Source organism: Streptomyces sp. NPDC028331 (genome assembly GCF_055565775.1).
This window is the reverse complement of sequence record NZ_JBVHTR010000016.1, coordinates 77,553-94,439: the sequence shown is the minus strand read 5'-3', so window position 1 is coordinate 94,439 and position 16,887 is coordinate 77,553. Positions and strand designations below refer to the sequence as shown.

Sequence of the window (16,887 nt, the reverse complement as noted above, 5' to 3'; positions counted from 1 at the left end):
TGCCCCGCGTTGGCACCCCACCCGTCCGGGATCCACTGCCCTCCGTCAGGCGCGAACCCCGAACGGTCCGCGTCCTCGTCCTCTGTGAGGCGCACCCGTTACGTGGATCCGCCGCCCTGTGCGGGGCCCGCCCGCCGGAAGGCTCGCTGCGGTGGCGAGCGGCGCAGACGGTGGGGTGGGCCGCGGAGCGGCGTGCACGGCGGTTCCGGAGCGGACGCGGCCGTGTCGCGCCGCCGCAGGCATCAGTGCAGTGTCGCGCGGCTGGCAGGCATCGGCGCCATATCGCGCCGCCGCAGCCATCGGCGCCATGTCCAGTCGCCGCAGGCATCGGCGGCCGAGTGGTCGCGGACGGCCCGGAGGGCGCCGGCACGACATGCAGGGGGCCCGCACACCAGGTGCGGGCCCCCTGCATGGGTGACCGTCGGGCTATCCCAGCAGCCCGCCCACCAGGTGGTCCGAGCCCCCGGAGCTGCCGCCGCCGCCTCCGGTGCCGCCCGTGGAGCCGCCCGTCGGGCCCGCCGAGCCCGTGCCGCCCGACGAGGAGGGACCCGCGCTGGTGCCGGGGGTGCGCTGCGCGGGGGACGAGTGGCGGGGTGGGGCGTGGCCCACGCTGCCCTGGGTCTGGCTCGGCTGGCCGCCCGTGACCGAGCCGGTCGCGCCCGCCGTGGTCGGCGTCCTGGCCGTGCTCGACGGCGACGACGTCGTGCCCTGGTTCGTCCCCGGCGTCTGCGAGGCCGAGGGGCTGGCCTTGTGCTGCCGCGCCCCCGGCGTCTCGGGCAGCGGCGAACCCGGCAGCTCGTTGCGCGGCGCCTCTCCGGGCCCGGGCACGACCACCCGGTCCGCGTCCCGCACCGCACCGCCGAGCAGTGAGCCCACCAGCAGCGTCACCCCGGTCACCAGTCCCGTCAGCAGCGCGCCCCGGCGCAGTACGTACTGCCGCAGCTCCCAGATGTCCGCCCGCGGCCCGAGCCGGCGCCACGCGCTCCCCGCCAGGCGGCCGTCCACGGAGTACACCGGCGCCCCCGCGATGACGAGCGGTGACCAGGCGGCGAGGTAGATGATGTCCGGCGCGTCGTACCCGGGGGTGGTCCGCCAGCTCACGGTCACGACCAGCGCCGCCGACAGCAGCGCACCGGCGGCGGCCGCCACCCGCTGCCACAGCCCGAGGACGGTGAGCACACCGACGATCACCTGGACGAAGGCGACGGCCAGGCCCGTACCGACGGGGTGCTGGAGCGCGAACTGCCGCAGCGGCTCGGCGACTTGCCAGGGGTGCAGGCTGTTGAGCCAGGTGACCATGGAGCCCCTCTTGCCGCCGTCGAAGTAGACGGGGTCGCAGAGCTTGCCCATGCCGGCGTAGGCGGAGACGGAGCCGAGGAAGATCCGCAACGGCAGCAGGACCACGCCCAGGTTCATCCGGCGCCCGGGGTAGTAGGCGTGCCGTACGTGGTCGCCGTCGCGCCGCCTGCTCCGCGGCCCGTGCCCCAGCTCCTCGGTGCGCGGCGCCTCCGTGAACTCGCCGTCGGCGTAGGGCGGTTCGCCGTAGGCGTGGCCCTCGTACGCGACGTCGTCGTACGCGCTCTCCACGCTCGGCATCGGCGGCAGCAGCCGCTCCCCGCCCAGCGGGCCGCGCTGGGCGCCGACGACCGGCGTCTGAAGCGTCTGCGCGGCCAGGTGGCCGTCGTAGCCGTCGGCCCCCGTCAGGCCGTCCCGCCCCACGCGCGGGATGACTTGGGTGGCGCCCACGTCGCCGCCGGGCTCCTCGCCGTGCGGCACGCTGGACGTCCGCACGGCCTGCAGCAGCCGGTGCGCGCCGGTGTCGTCGGGCGCCGACTTCCCGCTCCAGACGACGGGCCTACGGCGGCCGGCCCCCTCCGCCGTGCCGACGACGGGCATGCGCGCGAGGTCTTGCGCGCCGCCGACCTGCCGGGCGCCCCGCAGGGGCTGGGCGCGGCGCGCCGACGCACCCAACTGCACGCGGAAACTCGCATGATTGACGATGACCTGCGCCGGGTCGCTCGGCACCTTCACCATGCTCAGCGCGGGAGCGTCGTCGAACCCCGACGACCGGTCCCCCGTGGGTGTGCGGCGTGTTCTGGTCTCCACACTCATCTAACCGAGTGACGTGTGGTTAGGACACTGCTTTGACTCCGCGGATCTGTCCGGACCCCGTCAAGCTCGCCCTGTGCGACCGAATTCCCCCGTACGGGGGAGAATCCGAACATCCGTCCAGAGTCGCCGCCGGAGGCGTCACGCGCGTCGGCGGGCCGCCTCGTACAGCACGATGCCCGCCGCCACACCGGCGTTGAGCGACTCCGCGCCGCCCGGCATCGGGATCCGCACCCGGAGGTCGCAGGTCTCGCCGACCAGCCGCGACAGGCCCTTGCCCTCGCTGCCGACGACGATGACGACCGGCCCTTCCAGCGCGTCGAGCGCACCGAGGTCGACGTCTCCGTCGGCGGCGAGCCCGACGACCGTGATCCCGGCCTTCTTGTACGCCTCCAGGGCACGCGTCAGGTTGGTGGCGCGCGCGACCGGCGTACGGGCGGCCGTGCCGGCGGACGTCTTCCACGCGCCGGCGGTCATCCCGGCCGCGCGCCGCTCGGGCACGACGACCCCGTGCCCGCCGAAGGCGGAGACGGAACGGACCACGGCGCCCAGGTTCCGCGGGTCGGTGACCCCGTCGAGCGCGACGATCAGCGGGTCCTCGCCCTCGTCGTGGGCGGCGTCGGTGAGGTCCTCGGGGTGCGCGTACTCGTACGGCGGGACCTGGAGGACGAGGCCCTGGTGGTTGAGCCCGTTCGTCATCCGGTCCAGCTCGGGGCGCGGCGCCTCCATGAGGTTGATGCCGCCGCGCTCGGCCGCGAGCTGCAGCGCCTCGCGCACGCGCTCGTCGTTGTCGATGAACTGCTGGACGTAGAGCGTGGACGCGGGCACGCCCTCGCGCAGCGCCTCGACGACCGGGTTGCGCCCGACGACCAGCTCGGACGCGGACTTGCCGCCGCCCGGACGACGCTGGGGGCGCCCCGGCGCGCGGCGCGCCTTCGCCTGTGCGGCGCGCTGCTTGGCGTGTCCCTTGCGCATCTCGGCGGGCGGAGTCGGGCCCTTGCCCTCCAGGCCCCGGCGCCGCTTGCCTCCGCTGCCGACCTGCGCGCCCTTCTTGCCGGACATGCGGCGGTTGTTCGCGGCCATGACCTACCTGTCTGTCGAATCGTGCGTATGTACGTCTGTCACGTCGACGCCTGTCACGTCGACGCGTGTCGCGTCTACGTCTGTCGCGTCGACCCCTGTCACGTCGACGTCTCTTACGCCGACGTCTCTTACGTCTATGCAGTGTGCCGCCCGGAGGGCCGGGCGGCACAATCGATCATCGGATCGGCGGTGGGATCAGCGGGGGCCGAGCGTCCAGCGCGGGCCCTGCGGGCTGTCCTCGATCACGAGTCCGGACTGGTTGAGCTGGTCGCGGATGGCGTCCGCGGTGGCCCAGTCCTTGCGCGCGCGGGCCGCCTCGCGCTGCTGGAGCACCAGGCCCACGAGGCTGTCGACGACACCGTGCAGGTCCTCCCCGCGGTCGCCCCCCTCGCCGGCCCACTGGGAGTCGAGCGGGTCGAGACCCAGGACGCCCAGCATGGCCCGCACCTCGGCGAGCCGGGCCACGGCGGCCTCCTTGTCGTCGGCCGCGAGCGCGCTGTTGCCCTGGCGGACGGTGGTGTGCACCACGGCGAGCGCCTGCGGCACACCCAGGTCGTCGTCCATCGCCTCGGCGAAGGCGGGCGGCACCTCGGCGGCGGGCTCCACGACACCGCCGGCCTTCTCGACGACGCGCTGCACGAAGCCCTCGATGCGCGCGAACGCGGACTCGGCCTCGCGCAGGGCCTCCTCGCTGTACTCGATCATCGAACGGTAGTGCGGGGTCCCGAGGTAGTAGCGCAGCACGATGGGGCGCCACTGCTTGACCATCTCCGAGACGAGCACCGAGTTGCCCAGGGACTTGGACATCTTCTCGCCGCTCATGGTCACCCAGGCGTTGTGCACCCAGTACCGGGCGAACTCGTCACCGTAGGCCCTGGCCTGGGCGATCTCGTTCTCATGGTGCGGGAAGATCAGGTCCAGTCCGCCGCCGTGGATGTCGAACGCGGAGCCCAGGTACTTGTGCGCCATGGCCGAGCACTCCAGGTGCCACCCGGGGCGGCCCCGCCCCCACGGCGTCTCCCAGCTCGGCTCCCCGGGCTTCTCCGCCTTCCACATGGCGAAGTCACGCGGGTCCCGCTTACCGGTCTCCCCCGCCCCGGAGGGCTGCTGGAGGTTGTCCAGCTCCTGGTTGGAGAGCTGAAGGTACTCCGGGAAGGACCGGACGTCGAAGTAGACGTTGCCGTCGGCCTCGTAGGCGTGCCCGCGCTCGATGAGCCCGCGCATCATCTCGACCATCTCGGTGATGTGGCCGGTGGCGCGCGGCTCGTACGTCGGCGGGAGGCAGCCGAGCACGGTGTATCCGTCGTCGAAGGCCCGCTCGTTCTCGTACCCGATCGCCCACCACGGGCGGTCCTGGTCCGCGGCCTTCGCGATGATCTTGTCGTCGATGTCGGTGACGTTCCGGATGAAGGTCACCTGGTATCCGCGGTAGGCGAACCACCGGCGCATGATGTCGAAGTTCAGGCCCGAGCGGATGTGCCCGATGTGCGGTGCGGCCTGCACGGTGGCGCCACACAGGTAGATCGAGACACAGCCCGGCGTGAGCGGGGTGAAGTCACGGATCTGCCGGGCGCTGGTGTCGTACAGGCGAATCGTCACGAGTCCAGAGTAGTGGGCCGGGGCCGGTGTCAGGCGCCCAGCCCACCACGAGACCGCCACCGGCTCACCCGATCATGCCGGGCGGCCTCCTCGCCTCGGGTCCGCCCCACCGCCTTCCGCACCACCACCCGGTCCGCGTCCTGCACCGACGCGGGGCTGCCCCACCCGACAGCGGGCTCCGCCCGCGGGCCGCGTACTTCCCGCAGCGACCACGGCATGACACCCGCCCCCCACCGGACCCGGCTCAGCCCCGCACCCCCGACGCCCCCTCAGATCCGCCCCAACACCTTCCGCGGCACCACCCGCACCACCACCCGGTCAGCGTCCTGCACCGACGCGGGGTTGAACTCCGCGTACTTCTTCCCGGTGTACTTCAGCGACAGTTCGTCGATCAGTTCCCGGGCGCCCTCGGTGCTCAGCTCGGCGGTGCCGCGGATCTCCGCGTACTCGTACGGCGCGTCGGGGTCCTGGACCACCACGCTGACCCGGGGGTCGCGGTCCAGGTTCAGCTTCTTGCGGCGGTCGACCGTCGTGGAGAAGAGGATGTCGTCGCCATCCCGCTTGACCCACACGGGGGACAGTTGCGGGCTGCCGTCGGGCTGGATCGTGCCGACGACGATGAAGACGGGGCCGTCGAGCAGGCTCTTGAGGCGGTCGGACAGTACGGCGGTCGGCATGGGTGCCTCCGGGACCTCGGTCACGTGTCGCTGATCACTCTGCCGGTACCCTCGCACGCTCTCAGCACACCCGCACCACGAGTGCCGTCGCCACCGCCATCAGCCCCTCTCCCCGACCGGGGAAGCCGAGGCCGTCCGTCGTCGCGCCGGAGACCGAGACGGGAGCCCCGGCCGCCTCGGAGAGGATCTTCTGCGCCTCGTCCCGCCGCTTGCCGATCTTCGGGCGGGGTCCGACGACCTGCACCGCGATGTTCCCGATCCGGAACCCCGCCTCGCGCACGATCCGCGCCGCCTCCGCGAGGAGCGTCACCCCGGACGCCCCGGACCACTCGGGCCGCCCCGTGCCGAAGTGCTGTCCCAGGTCGCCGAGGCCGGCCGCCGAGAAGAGCGCGTTGCACGCGGCGTGCGCGACCACGTCCGCGTCCGAGTGGCCCGCGAGGCCCGGCCCCTCGCCCTCCCACTTCAGGCCCGCGCACCACAGCTCCCGCCCCTCTTCGAAGGCGTGGATGTCGGTGCCGATGCCCACCTGGGGCAGCAGCGGCGGCTGCGGCGCCTCAGAAGCCATCGGTCAGCCTCCGGCGCGCCAGGACCGCCTCCGCGAGCACCAGGTCCAGCGGCCGCGTGACCTTGAACGCCTCCTCGTGGCCGGGGACCACGACGACCGGCAGCCCGAGCTGCTCCACCATGCTCGCGTCGTCCGTGACATTGTCCGTGACCGTCTCGTGGGCCCGGATCAGCGTCGCGCGGTCGAAGCCCTGCGGGGTCTGTACCGCACGCAGCCGGGCGCGGTCGGGCGTGGCGGCGACGGGTTCCGGCTCGCCGGGCGCGGCGGCCGGCCGGACCTCCTTGACCGTGTCGGCGAGCGGCAGCGCCGGGACGACGGCCGGCGCGCCGTCCCGTACGGCCTCGATGACGGCGTCCACCGTGTCCACCGGAACCAGTGGGCGCGCCGCGTCGTGGACGAGGACGATCCCGTACTCCGGCGGCAGCGCGTCGAGGCCGAGCTTCACGGACTCCTGGCGTGTCTCGCCGCCGGGCACGACCAGGAAGTCGGTCCTCTCGGGCAGCGCGTGCGCGTCGAGCAGCGACTTGACCTCGGCGGCACCGTCGGGCGGGGCCACGACGATGACCAGGGAGACGGCGCGCGACGCCGCCATCGCGCGCACGGCGTGGATGAGCATGGGAACGCCGCCCAGCGCGCGGAGCGCCTTGGGGGCGCCGGGGCCGAGGCGTACGCCGCGGCCGGCGGCCGGAATCACCGCGGCGGTACGGACGCCGGGGGGCTCGGTGGTCGAAGGGCGCGAATCGTCAGACATCGGTTCCTGTCAGGTTTGTGTGCTCGGCCGGGATGGGTATGGCCACACCGTGCCGGGCGCGACGCCTTGACCGGACCCTTCCGTGACTTCTGGTCGAGCCGACTGCCCGGGCCCGGCACGCCAAGTATCGGGGCTTCCCCGTCGGCACAGGAATCCGGGCAGGGTTGTCGCGTTCCGGCTGGTCCGCCCGGGACCGGGAGGTTCCGGCCGCGGCGTCGCGGGTACGACGGGCAGAGGCGGGTACGAACATGCCGCAGCGCCCGGCGACAGCTACTGCGTCATCGGGCACCGCGGCATTGCGTGCGTGCTGTGTGCCGGTCCGTCCGCCGCACTCCTGGCCGGGGAGCGAGCGGGCGGGGCGGGCGTCAGGACGCGAGGACCTCGTCGAGCAGGGCCTCGGCCTTGTCCTCGTTCGTGTTCTCCGCGAGGGCGAGCTCGCTCACCAGGATCTGCCGGGCCTTGGCGAGCATCCGCTTCTCACCGGCGGAGAGTCCGCGCTCGCGCTCGCGGCGCCACAGGTCGCGCACCACTTCCGCGACCTTGATGACGTCGCCGGAGGCGAGCTTCTCCAGGTTTGCCTTGTATCGACGCGACCAGTTCGTGGGCTCCTCGGCGTACGGCGCGCGCAGCACCTCGAAGACCCGGTCCAGTCCGTCCTGACCGACCACATCACGCACGCCGACGAACTCCGCATTGTCCGCTGGCACACGCACCGTCAGGTCGCCCTGGGCGACCTTCAGCACCAAGTAGGTCTTGTCCACGCCTTTGATCTGGCGAGTTTCGATGGCCTCGATCAGCGCGGCCCCGTGATGGGGATAGACCACGGTGTCGCCAACCTTGAACGTCATGTGACAGGTACCCCTTCCGTGGCTATCCAGGGTAACACGGAAACCGCGTGTTCTGAATGGCGTTTTCGCAGGTCAGGGCATATCTCGGGGCTTGACAAGCGCGACCGGAACGTGCTTCGAGGGGGGAGCGGAACAGGGTATTCGCAGGTCGGAGCGGCTGTGCGGGCGGGGCGAAACCCGGGCGTTACACACCTCGGAGGACTCCGAGCACGCCCGAAACGTCCACTTTCGTCCACTCTCAAGCGATCGACTTCCGCTACTCCGTTCGGTGTGCGGAGGCGGGTGTCAGACGAATCCGGAATTGATCAAGGGCTCCCGCGCGGCGCGATCGTTGAGCGGGTGATCGATTTCCGGCAGCCGCCTCGCATTCCTTACGGGAAATCCCGGGGCGGGAGAGGAGACGCTTATGTGAATGCTGGTTCAAGAGTGGCCGAAGTGACTGATGAGGCCAGAGTGAAGGATGTGGCGAGGGCGGCACGACCGTCGCCGGAGTGCCGGTGCGCGCGAACGGGGCCGGACGGACCTGCGAAGCGAAGTGCCCCGCATGGGGAGGGTCGGGTGCGGTGGGCCAGGGGCGGCTCGGTAACCTAAGGCCGCTGACAGAACTTAGGGCGGCTTTATAAGGGAGTCGCTCTGCTACGCCCACGTACAAGGAGTTGCCGCCGCCGTGAGCAGCAGCCTTCGACGCGGCGCCCTCGCCGCCGCCGCCATCGCGTTCTCGATCGCCTCGCTCGCCGCCTGCGGCGCCGGCAACGACAGCCAGACGCTCCAGGTCAAGCCGGACAACGCGGCGACCAGCGTCGGGAACATCAAGATCCAGAACGCGCTCGTCATCACCCAGCCCGACCCGAACTCCACCGGGCCCGCCGTGATCTCCGCGACGGTCTTCAACACGGGCCGCACGGACCAGACGCTGGACTCCATCACGATCGCCGGCACCGGCGACACCGCACAGCTCAGCCCCGCCTCGGGCAAGGGCAAGCTGACCGTCCCGGCCGGCGGCTCCGTGGTGATCGGCGGCAAGGACAACGCCTCCGCGGTGCTGTCGAGCAGCCGGGAGGCCGTGCAGGACGGCAACGCGCAGAAGATCACGTTCAGCTTCAGCGAGACGGGCGACGTGAGCCTGCGGGCGTTCGTGGTCCCGGCCGAGAGCTACTTCAGCAAGTGGGGCCCGAGCAACATCCCGTCGCCGTCGGCCAGCACGTCGGCGTCCCCGTCCAAGTCGGTGTCGGGCTCCCCCAAGCCGTCCACCTCGGTGCAGGGTTCCCCGGCCGCGGGCGCCAAGGGGACCGCGTCGGCGACGGCGTCGAACTCGCCGAGCCACTGATGAACTCCGGACACGGACACGAGGGCGGCATCCCCACGGGGGGGGCCGCCCTTTGTCGTGGGGGGCGCCTCCACACGCACGAGGGGCGGCACCCCTGACGGTGTGCCGCCCCTCGTGCGTGTGATGCCGCGCTGCCGTGATGCCTGCGCTGCATGCGATGGCTGTGCTTGGCGCGATGGCTGTGCTTGGCGCGATGGCTGTGCTGGGCGCGATGGCTGTGCTGGGTGCGATGCCCGCGCTGCCTGCGACGACGCACGGTCGTCGGCCCGGAGCCCGGCCCTCACCGGGCCGGTACGCGCGCGTGCCGCGTGCCCTCCGTACCGGCTTACGGCTCGAACTTGTAGCCGAGGCCGCGGACCGTCACCAGGTAGCGCGGAGCGCCCGGGTCCGGTTCGATCTTGGCGCGCAGGCGCTTGACGTGGACGTCGAGGGTCTTGGTGTCGCCCACGTAGTCCGCACCCCAGACCCGGTCGATGAGCTGCATACGGGTCAGCACACGGCCCGCGTTGCGCAGCAGCATCTCCAGCAGGTCGAACTCCTTCAGCGGCAGGTCGACCTTCGAACCGGACACTGTGACCACGTGCCGGTCCACGTCCATCCGCACCGGACCGGCCTCCAGCGCGGCCGGCGTCACCTCCTCCGGCTCACCCCGGCGGCGCAGCACCGCCCGGATGCGGGCGACCAGTTCCCGGGAGGAGAACGGCTTGGTGACGTAGTCGTCGGCCCCTATCTCCAGCCCGACGACCTTGTCGATCTCGCTGTCCTTGGCGGTCACCATGATGACGGGGACGTTGGAGCGGCCGCGGAGCTGGCGGCACACCTCGGTGCCGGGCAGCCCCGGCAGCATCAGGTCGAGGAGGACGAGGTCGGCGCCGTTGCGCTCGAACTCGTCGAGTCCGTCGGGCCCGGTGGTCGCGACGGCGACCTCGAAGCCCTCCTTGCGGAGCATGTACGACAGGGCGTCGGAGAAGGACTCCTCGTCCTCGACGACGAGCACTCGGGTCACGGAAGGACCTCCGGGGCGGGAAGCGGTTCGTACGGGGATGAGACGGTGGGGGTCGTCCCGTCTGGGCCGCCGTCCTCTTCTTCGAGGTCGGACGGGTGGTCGGTCGCACGGTCACGGGCCGCACCCGCCTCCGGCAGCCGCAGGGTGAAAGTGGAGCCCTGACCCTCGGAGCTCCACACTGTGACCTCCCCGCCGTGCGAGGCGGCCACATGCTTGACGATCGCGAGACCGAGGCCGGTGCCGCCCGTGGCGCGGGAGCGGGCCGGGTCGACGCGGTAGAAGCGCTCGAAGATGCGCTCCTTGTCCTTGTCGGAGATGCCGATGCCCTGGTCGGTCACGGCGATCTCGATCAGGTCGCCGCCGGGCGCGGACACCCGCCGCCCGGCGATGCCCACCCTGGTACGGGCGGGCGAGTAGTTGACCGCGTTCTCCACGAGGTTGCCGAGGGCGGCGGCGAGCTGCCCCCGGTTGCCCCACACGTGCAGGTCCGCGGTCCCTCCGGCGGCCATGGTGATCTGCTTGGTGGTGGCCGCGTGCCGGCAGCGGTCGATGGCCTCGGCGACGAGTTCGTCGACGCGTACCGGTTCGGCGTCCTCCAGCGGGTCGTCGTTCTGCACCCGGGAGAGGTCGATGAGCTCCTGCACGAGGTTGGTGAGCCGGGTGGCCTCGATCTGCATCCGGCCCGCGAAGCGCTGCACGGCCTCGGGGTCGTCGGAGGCGTCCATCACGGCCTCGGAGAGCAGCGACAGGGCGCCCACCGGCGTCTTCAGCTCATGGCTGACGTTCGCCACGAAGTCGCGGCGCACCGCCTCTATCCGGCGGGCCTCGGTGAGGTCCTCGACGAGCAGCAGGACCAGCCGGGAGCCGAGCGGGGCCACGCGCGCGGAGACGGCGAGGGCCTCTCCGCGTCCGGTGCCGCGCCGCGGCAGGTCCAGTTCGACCTGGCGTATCTCGCCGTCGCGCCGGGTGTCGCGGGCCATGTGGAGCATCGGCTCGACGGCGAGCCTGCCGCCGCGCACGAGTCCGAGCGCATAGGCTGCGGAGCTGGCCTTGACGACGGCGTCGGCCTCGTCGAGGACGACCGCCGAGGAGCGCAGTACGGACAGCACCGTGTCGACGCCCGGCGGCAGCACGGGGTCGGTGTGCAGTGAGGTGCGGGTGGGGCGCTTCTGGTCGCGCTCGCTCCAGCGGAACGCCAGCATGGCGATGACGCCGGTGAGCACCCCGGCGATCGCTGCCGCTGCGGCGACCGCCGCGTTCACGTCCATGCGTCCAGATTAGGCAGGTCCCCGAGGCTGCCCACAGCCATCGGAGTGCGACCTCGAACACTCGTCGCTCAGAGTTCACCTGGGAGCCAGTATTGGTTCATTTGGGATGGCGGAAACAGTCGCGTACGGGCCGGAACGTGGGAGCGTGGGGTGCGTAGGGCGCCGTGTCCGCCGTGTTTTCACCATGGTGACGACGGGCCCCGGCCCCCGGCCCCCCGGAGCAGACGTAAGAGAGGGACACCCAGATGCGGGACGCGTACCACGAGGAACTTGACTCGATCGGTGACAGCCTGGTCGAGATGGCCCGGCTGGTCGGGTCGGCGATCGGGCGTGCCACGACGGCCATCCTCGACGCCGACCTGAAGCTGGCGGAGGCCGTGATCGAGGCCGACAAGAAGGTCGACGACCTCCAGCACGACCTGGAGGCGCGTGCCATAGCCCTCCTCGCCCGCCAGCAGCCGGTGGCGACGGACCTGCGCATCGTCGTGACGTCGCTCAGGATGAGCGCCGACCTGGAGCGCTCGGGCGACCTCGCCCAGCACGTCGCCAAGCTGGCCCGGCTGCGCTTCCCCGAGCGTGCCGTGCCGCACGACCTGCACGCGACGATCCTGGAGATGGGCCAGCTCGCCCAGCGCCTGATGGCCAAGGCGGCCGAGGTGATCATCACCAAGGACGTCGACCTGGCGCTGCAGCTCGAGCAGGACGACGACGAGATGGACCTGCTGCACCGCACCCTCTTCCAGCACCTGATCGACGAGCGCTGGAAGCACGGCATCGAGACCGCCGTGGACGTGACCCTGCTGGGCCGCTACTACGAGCGCTACGCCGACCACGCGGTCGCGGTGGCCAAGCGGGTGGTGTACCTGGTGACGGGTGAGCACGCGGACGACATCCAGCCCGACGTCCAGCCGGTGACGGGCGTCGAGGGCGCGTGACGGGGAGCCCGCAAGGGGCCTGAAGAAGGCCGGCCGGGCGCGTACGAGCCCCCGTGCGCCGTTGATGCGCCCGGCCGGACGGGCATGCAATGGGCGGAGGCACCAGTCTCGACATCCTTCGAGGAGGACCCATGGCCGAGACCCCGAGCACGCCCGACCCCACGCAGGAGCGCGAGACCCAACAGCCCGCCGAGATCACGAGCCTGCCGTTGGTCGGCGCGTGCGGCTGCGGCTCCGGCTGCGGGTGCGGATGCCAGTCGGGCGCTCCCTGCCAGTGCGGCTGACGGCACATCGCGCACGACACCGTCCACGCACGGCACCGTCCACGCCAGACAACCGAACACGGACCTACGACGACGAGGGCCCCGGCGCGCTGCCGGGGCCCTCGTGTGCGTGGGGACGCCCGCGAGCGCAGCATGAAAGAGAGCGTGAAAGAGGAGCAAGGAGAAGGAGAAGGAAGAAGAAGGAGAGGCAGCGGGAGAAGGAGGAGGGGCGAAAGGAGAAAAAGAACGAAGGCGGGGACGTACCAGGAACGGAAAGGGAACGAGGTACCGGCCATGCCCCAGTTCATGGACATCCACCACGGTATGCAGGGCATCACGGCCGATCAGCTCAACGAGGCCCACCAGGCCGACCTGGCGATCGAGGAGGAAGAGGGCGTGCGCTTCCAGCGGGCCTGGGCGGACCCGGAGTCGGGAACGGTCTACTGCCTGTCCGAGGCGCCCTCGGCGGAGGCGGTCCAGCGCATCCACGAACGCGCGGGCCACAAGGCGGACGAGATCCACCCGGTCCCCCTGTCGGCCTGAGGCCGTCGGCGCGCCGCCGACGGGACGGAAGGACGGGAGCCGGTGACACCCCCACCCCTCGAACGGTTGACCGACACACGGCAATGATTTGGTAAAAACGCCTCCGCGGGAAATGGAGCGGCCCTCCGCGGCGTTCGCACCTCTCGGAGGGTGTTGCGCGCCGTCCGCACCTGCATGCCCGCAGCAAGGAGGAACGCCACGTGAGCCAGTACGTGACCAGGCTCGGGCGTCGCTCCCCGGCGACCGCCGCGCGGCTCCGCCTGCACCGCAGGCCCCGCCGTGTGGCCATGCTCTCCGTGCACACCTCGCCGCTGCACCAGCCCGGCACGGGCGACGCCGGCGGCATGAACGTCTACATCGTGGAGCTGGCGCAGCGGCTCGCCGCCCTGGGCATCGAGGTCGAGATCTTCACCCGGGCCACCACCGCCGCTCTCCCCCCGGCCGTCCAGCTCGCCCCGGGCGTGCTCGTCCGCCACGTCGACGCCGGACCGTACGAGGGGCTCGCCAAGGAAGACCTCCCGGCCCAGCTCTGCGCCTTCACGCACGGCGTGATGCAGGCATGGGCCGGTCACCGTCCCGGCTACTACGACCTCGTGCACTCCCACTACTGGCTCTCCGGCCACGTCGGCTGGCTGGCCGCCCAGCGCTGGGGCGTCCCCCTGGTGCACGCCATGCACACCATGGCCAAGGTCAAGAACGCCAACCTCGCCGAGGGCGACACCCCGGAGCCCGCCGCGCGGGTCATCGGCGAGATGCAGATCGTGGCCGCCGCCGACCGGCTCATCGCCAACACCGCCGAAGAGGCCGACGAACTCGTACGCCACTACGCCGCCGACCCCGGCAAGGTGGCCGTCGTCCACCCCGGCGTGAACCTGGAACGCTTCCGGCCCGCCGACGGCCGTGCCGCCGCCCGGGCCCGGCTCGGGCTGCCGCAGGACGCGCTGATCCCGCTCTTCGCCGGCCGCATACAGCCCCTCAAGGCCCCCGACGTGCTGCTGCGCGCCGTCGCCGTGCTCCTCGACGAGCGCCCCGAGCTGCGCTCCCGCATCGTCGTCCCCGTCGTGGGCGGCCCGAGCGGCAGCGGCCTCGCCAAGCCGGAGGGGTTGCAGAAACTCGCCGCCCGGCTGGGCGTGGCGGACGTCGTCCGCTTCCGGCCGCCGGTGCGGCAGGACCAGCTCGCCGACTGGTTCCGCGCCGCGTCCGTGCTGGTGATGCCGTCGTACAGCGAGTCCTTCGGCCTCGTCGCGATCGAGGCCCAGGCCGTCGGCACACCGGTCCTGGCGGCCGCGGTCGGGGGCCTGCCCGTCGCCGTGCGGGACGGGCACACCGGGTTCCTGGTCCAGGGGCACGATCCGGCCGCGTACGCGCGCGTACTGCGCGATTTCGCCGACGACCCGCAGCTCTGCGTCCGCATGGGCCGGGCGGCGGCGCGGCACGCCCAGTCGTTCGGCTGGGACGCGGCGGCCTCCGCGACCGCCGGGGCGTACACGGAGGCCCTGCAGGCCCACCGCCGCCGGGCACGCGCCCACCACGGCTGATCCCTCGCGTACGCTGCCTGGCATGTCCGATGAGCAGCGCGCCGCACAGGTCATCGAAGGGGTCCTGAAGGACGCCGAACTGGAGTGGGAGAGCCCACGGCCGGGCTCGTACGTCGTGAAGCTCCCCGGGACGCGCAAACTGTCGACGACCGTCTCACTGATCGTCGGCAGGCACTCGCTGTCCCTGAACGCCTTCGTGATCCGCCACCCCGACGAGAACGAGCCGGCGGTGCACCGCTGGCTGCTGGAGCGCAACCTCAAGCTGTACGGGGTGAGTTACGCCGTCGACCCGCTCGGCGACATCTATCTCACCGGCCGGCTGCCGCTCGCCGCGGTCACCCCGGAGGAGGTGGACCGGCTGCTCGGCTCGGTTCTGGAGGCGGCGGACGGCAGTTTCAACACCCTTCTGGAGCTGGGTTTCGCGTCCGCGATCCGCAAGGAGTACGCCTGGCGGGTGTCGCGCGGGGAGTCGACCCGCAACCTCGAGGCGTTCAGCCATCTGACCCAACGCCCCGAGAACTGACCTCCGGACCGTACCGACGCATCTCTGCACGACCCTTTCCGCGCCAGGCGGGCCCGTGGCATGCTCACGGTCAGCACAGATCTGAACATCGTTCACATCCATGGACCTTCTCTCTCGGGCGCGTCCCGGGAATCCCTGGAAGGCGGTTCGGGCATGGGCAACGGGCACACGAACATCGGCAGACGGAGCCTGCTCGGCGGGGCCATCGCCGTGGCGGCCGCCGCCGCGACCGGAAACACGGCGACCGCCGCCACGACCGGAACCACAGCGACCGCCGCCCCATCGCCCAGGGGCCGGGTGCCCGCCCTGTGGGACGAGTTCACGCGCATCCCCTTCACCCACCCGCAGATCCCGTACGTGGGCCGGGCCGGCCACCGGTGCGGGGCCGTGCGCTTCCCCCGCCGCCCCGTGGTGGCCGACGTCACCGCCTACGGCGCCGTGGCGGACGGCACCACCGACTGCGCCCCCGCGATCAACCGTGCCATCGCCGCCGCCGGAAGGGCCGGCGGTGGCACGGTCACCATCCCGCCCGGCACCTTCCGCATCGACGGCCTGATCCACATCGGGTACGACGACGTCGTCCTGCGGGGTGCGGGCAGCGGCCGTACGACGCTGTACGCGACGAAGAACCTGACCGAGCTGATCGGCGTCTACGGCTCACGCTACGGCGGCACCAAGTCGGCCTGGTCCTGGGCGGGCGGCCTGATCTGGCTGGCGCCGACGGCCCGTTGGGACTCCCTGGTCTCCGCCATCAGGGCACAGGCCTGGCCCTTCGAGGGCTGGACCGGCAACCGGCGCGACGAGTGGACGACGCTGACGACGGTGGAACCGGCGAAGCAGGGCTCCTGGACGGTGACGGTCGCCGACCCCTCCGGACTGCACCCCGGCAAGCTGGTCCTGCTCCGCCTCGCCGACGACCCCGCACACACCCTCCTGCAGCACATGTCGGGCGGCGGACCGGGCCCGGCGGCGTACCACTGGGACGACAAGACCAAGCTGCTCAGCTACGTGCCCTACGAGTGGCCGGTGCGCGTCACACGCGTGCGCGGCCGCAAGGTCACCCTCGAACGCCCGCTCCCGCTGGACCTGCGCCCCGAGTGGGACCCGCGGTTCACCACCCACGTACGGGAGTTGACGGGCGCGGGGGTGGAAGGCCTCACCCTGAACGTGATGGAGACCCCGCAGTCCCCGCACCTCCTCGACAAGGGGTACAACGGCGTCGTCCTGCAGTGCGCGTACGACTGCTGGGTGGACGACGTCACGGTCCGCAACGTGGACAACGGCTTCGGCCTGGTGGCCGCGTCCTCCTGCACGCTGCGCCGGACCCGGGTCGGCGGCCGGGGCGAGCACCACCCCTACTTCTGCCGCGAGGGCTCGCACGACAACCTGATCGAGGACTTCACGATCGAACAGCGCACGGTGCCGGCCCCGGAGAACACCCAACTGCACGGCATCAACGTGGAAGGGTTGTCCTCCCACAACGTCTGGTCGCGCGGCGAGATGCAGATGGGCACGTTCGACTCGCACCGGGGGCTGCCGTTCGCGAACGTCCGGACCGACATCACCGTGAACAACAACGGCCGCCACGGCGGCGACGCCAACGCCGGGCCCCTGTTCGGCGCCCGCTTCACCCACTGGAACGTCCGGGTGACCAACGGCCGGGCGGGGCTGGTGAAGATCGACGGCCTGGCGCCGTACTCCGCCACCGTCGGGATCAACGAGGTCACCGAGTTCGACCAGATCGACGTACCCGACTTCACGGGCGACCTGCACTCCCGCCTGGAGCTGTACGGCACCACGGACGTCGTACGGCCACGGAACCTGTACGAGGCGCAGCGGGGGCTGTGACGGG

At 71.8% G+C, this 16,887-nt stretch carries 15 protein-coding genes; 6 read left to right on the top strand and 9 right to left on the bottom strand.

Annotation, left to right across the window (positions count from 1 at the left end):
- Positions 1–426: 426 nt before the first annotated feature.
- The 7 genes from ACZ4SW_RS23495 to ACZ4SW_RS23465 form a co-directional block, all read right to left on the bottom strand.
- Complete coding sequence (locus ACZ4SW_RS23495; RefSeq protein WP_468248344.1) at positions 427–2,112, bottom strand: DoxX family protein; 1,686 nt, start codon at positions 2,110–2,112, stop codon at positions 427–429.
- 138 nt (positions 2,113–2,250) lie between these two features.
- Positions 2,251–3,192 carry a 23S rRNA (guanosine(2251)-2'-O)-methyltransferase RlmB gene (gene rlmB / locus ACZ4SW_RS23490; RefSeq protein WP_468248340.1) on the bottom strand — a complete coding sequence of 314 codons (942 nt, stop codon included), beginning with the start codon at positions 3,190–3,192 and terminating at the stop codon, positions 2,251–2,253.
- Between the two features lie 195 nt (positions 3,193–3,387).
- On the bottom strand, positions 3,388–4,791 hold the full coding sequence (gene cysS / locus ACZ4SW_RS23485; protein WP_468248333.1) for a cysteine--tRNA ligase: 1,404 nt from the start codon (positions 4,789–4,791) through the stop codon (positions 3,388–3,390).
- 269 nt (positions 4,792–5,060) lie between these two features.
- Positions 5,061–5,468, bottom strand: a complete 408-nt coding sequence (locus ACZ4SW_RS23480) for a PPOX class F420-dependent oxidoreductase (RefSeq protein WP_468248325.1) — start codon at positions 5,466–5,468, stop codon at positions 5,061–5,063.
- A gap of 61 nt (positions 5,469–5,529) precedes the next feature.
- Positions 5,530–6,033: a 2-C-methyl-D-erythritol 2,4-cyclodiphosphate synthase gene (gene ispF, locus ACZ4SW_RS23475; protein WP_468248318.1), complete on the bottom strand. Its 504-nt coding sequence runs from the start codon at positions 6,031–6,033 to the stop codon at positions 5,530–5,532.
- A complete protein-coding gene (gene ispD / locus ACZ4SW_RS23470) occupies positions 6,023–6,784 on the bottom strand; it encodes a 2-C-methyl-D-erythritol 4-phosphate cytidylyltransferase (protein ID WP_468248311.1) in 762 nt (253 codons plus the stop codon). The genes ispF and ispD overlap by 11 nt, the downstream gene beginning before the upstream one ends.
- 365 nt (positions 6,785–7,149) lie before the next feature.
- Positions 7,150–7,632 carry a CarD family transcriptional regulator gene (locus ACZ4SW_RS23465; RefSeq protein WP_003953493.1) on the bottom strand — a complete coding sequence of 161 codons (483 nt, stop codon included), beginning with the start codon at positions 7,630–7,632 and terminating at the stop codon, positions 7,150–7,152.
- 667 nt (positions 7,633–8,299) lie between these two features.
- Between ACZ4SW_RS23465 and ACZ4SW_RS23460 the strand changes: the two genes are divergently transcribed.
- On the top strand, positions 8,300–8,959 hold the full coding sequence (locus tag ACZ4SW_RS23460; RefSeq protein ID WP_468248303.1) for a copper chaperone PCu(A)C domain-containing protein: 660 nt from the start codon (positions 8,300–8,302) through the stop codon (positions 8,957–8,959).
- A 325-nt stretch (positions 8,960–9,284) separates the two neighbouring features.
- On the opposite strand, the gene phoP is transcribed toward ACZ4SW_RS23460, so the two are convergent.
- Complete coding sequence (gene phoP / locus ACZ4SW_RS23455) at positions 9,285–9,956, bottom strand: two-component system response regulator PhoP (protein WP_004000192.1); 672 nt, start codon at positions 9,954–9,956, stop codon at positions 9,285–9,287.
- Positions 9,957–9,961: 5 nt separating this feature from the next.
- Positions 9,962–11,233, bottom strand: coding sequence for a two-component system sensor histidine kinase PhoR (phoR, locus tag ACZ4SW_RS23450; protein ID WP_468248297.1), 1,272 nt, complete (start codon positions 11,231–11,233; stop codon positions 9,962–9,964).
- A gap of 245 nt (positions 11,234–11,478) precedes the next feature.
- Here phoR and phoU point away from each other — a divergent pair, with 245 nt between their 5' ends.
- From phoU to ACZ4SW_RS23425, 5 genes are all read left to right on the top strand, one after another.
- The gene (gene phoU, locus ACZ4SW_RS23445; RefSeq protein WP_468248289.1) at positions 11,479–12,168 is read left to right on the top strand and encodes a phosphate signaling complex protein PhoU; all 690 of its coding nucleotides are present in this window, start codon (positions 11,479–11,481) and stop codon (positions 12,166–12,168) included.
- Positions 12,169–12,725: 557 nt separating this feature from the next.
- A complete protein-coding gene (locus ACZ4SW_RS23440; RefSeq protein WP_468248283.1) occupies positions 12,726–12,974 on the top strand; it encodes an SCO4226 family nickel-binding protein in 249 nt (82 codons plus the stop codon).
- 200 nt (positions 12,975–13,174) lie between these two features.
- Positions 13,175–14,512 (top strand): D-inositol-3-phosphate glycosyltransferase, encoded by a 1,338-nt coding sequence (gene mshA / locus ACZ4SW_RS23435; RefSeq protein ID WP_468248277.1) that lies wholly within the window; start codon positions 13,175–13,177, stop codon positions 14,510–14,512.
- A 22-nt stretch (positions 14,513–14,534) separates the two neighbouring features.
- Positions 14,535–15,035: a type III secretion system chaperone family protein gene (locus ACZ4SW_RS23430; protein ID WP_468248273.1), complete on the top strand. Its 501-nt coding sequence runs from the start codon at positions 14,535–14,537 to the stop codon at positions 15,033–15,035.
- Positions 15,036–15,188: 153 nt separating this feature from the next.
- Positions 15,189–16,883 (top strand): glycosyl hydrolase family 28-related protein, encoded by a 1,695-nt coding sequence (locus ACZ4SW_RS23425; RefSeq protein ID WP_468248267.1) that lies wholly within the window; start codon positions 15,189–15,191, stop codon positions 16,881–16,883.
- Positions 16,884–16,887: the final 4 nt, after the last annotated feature.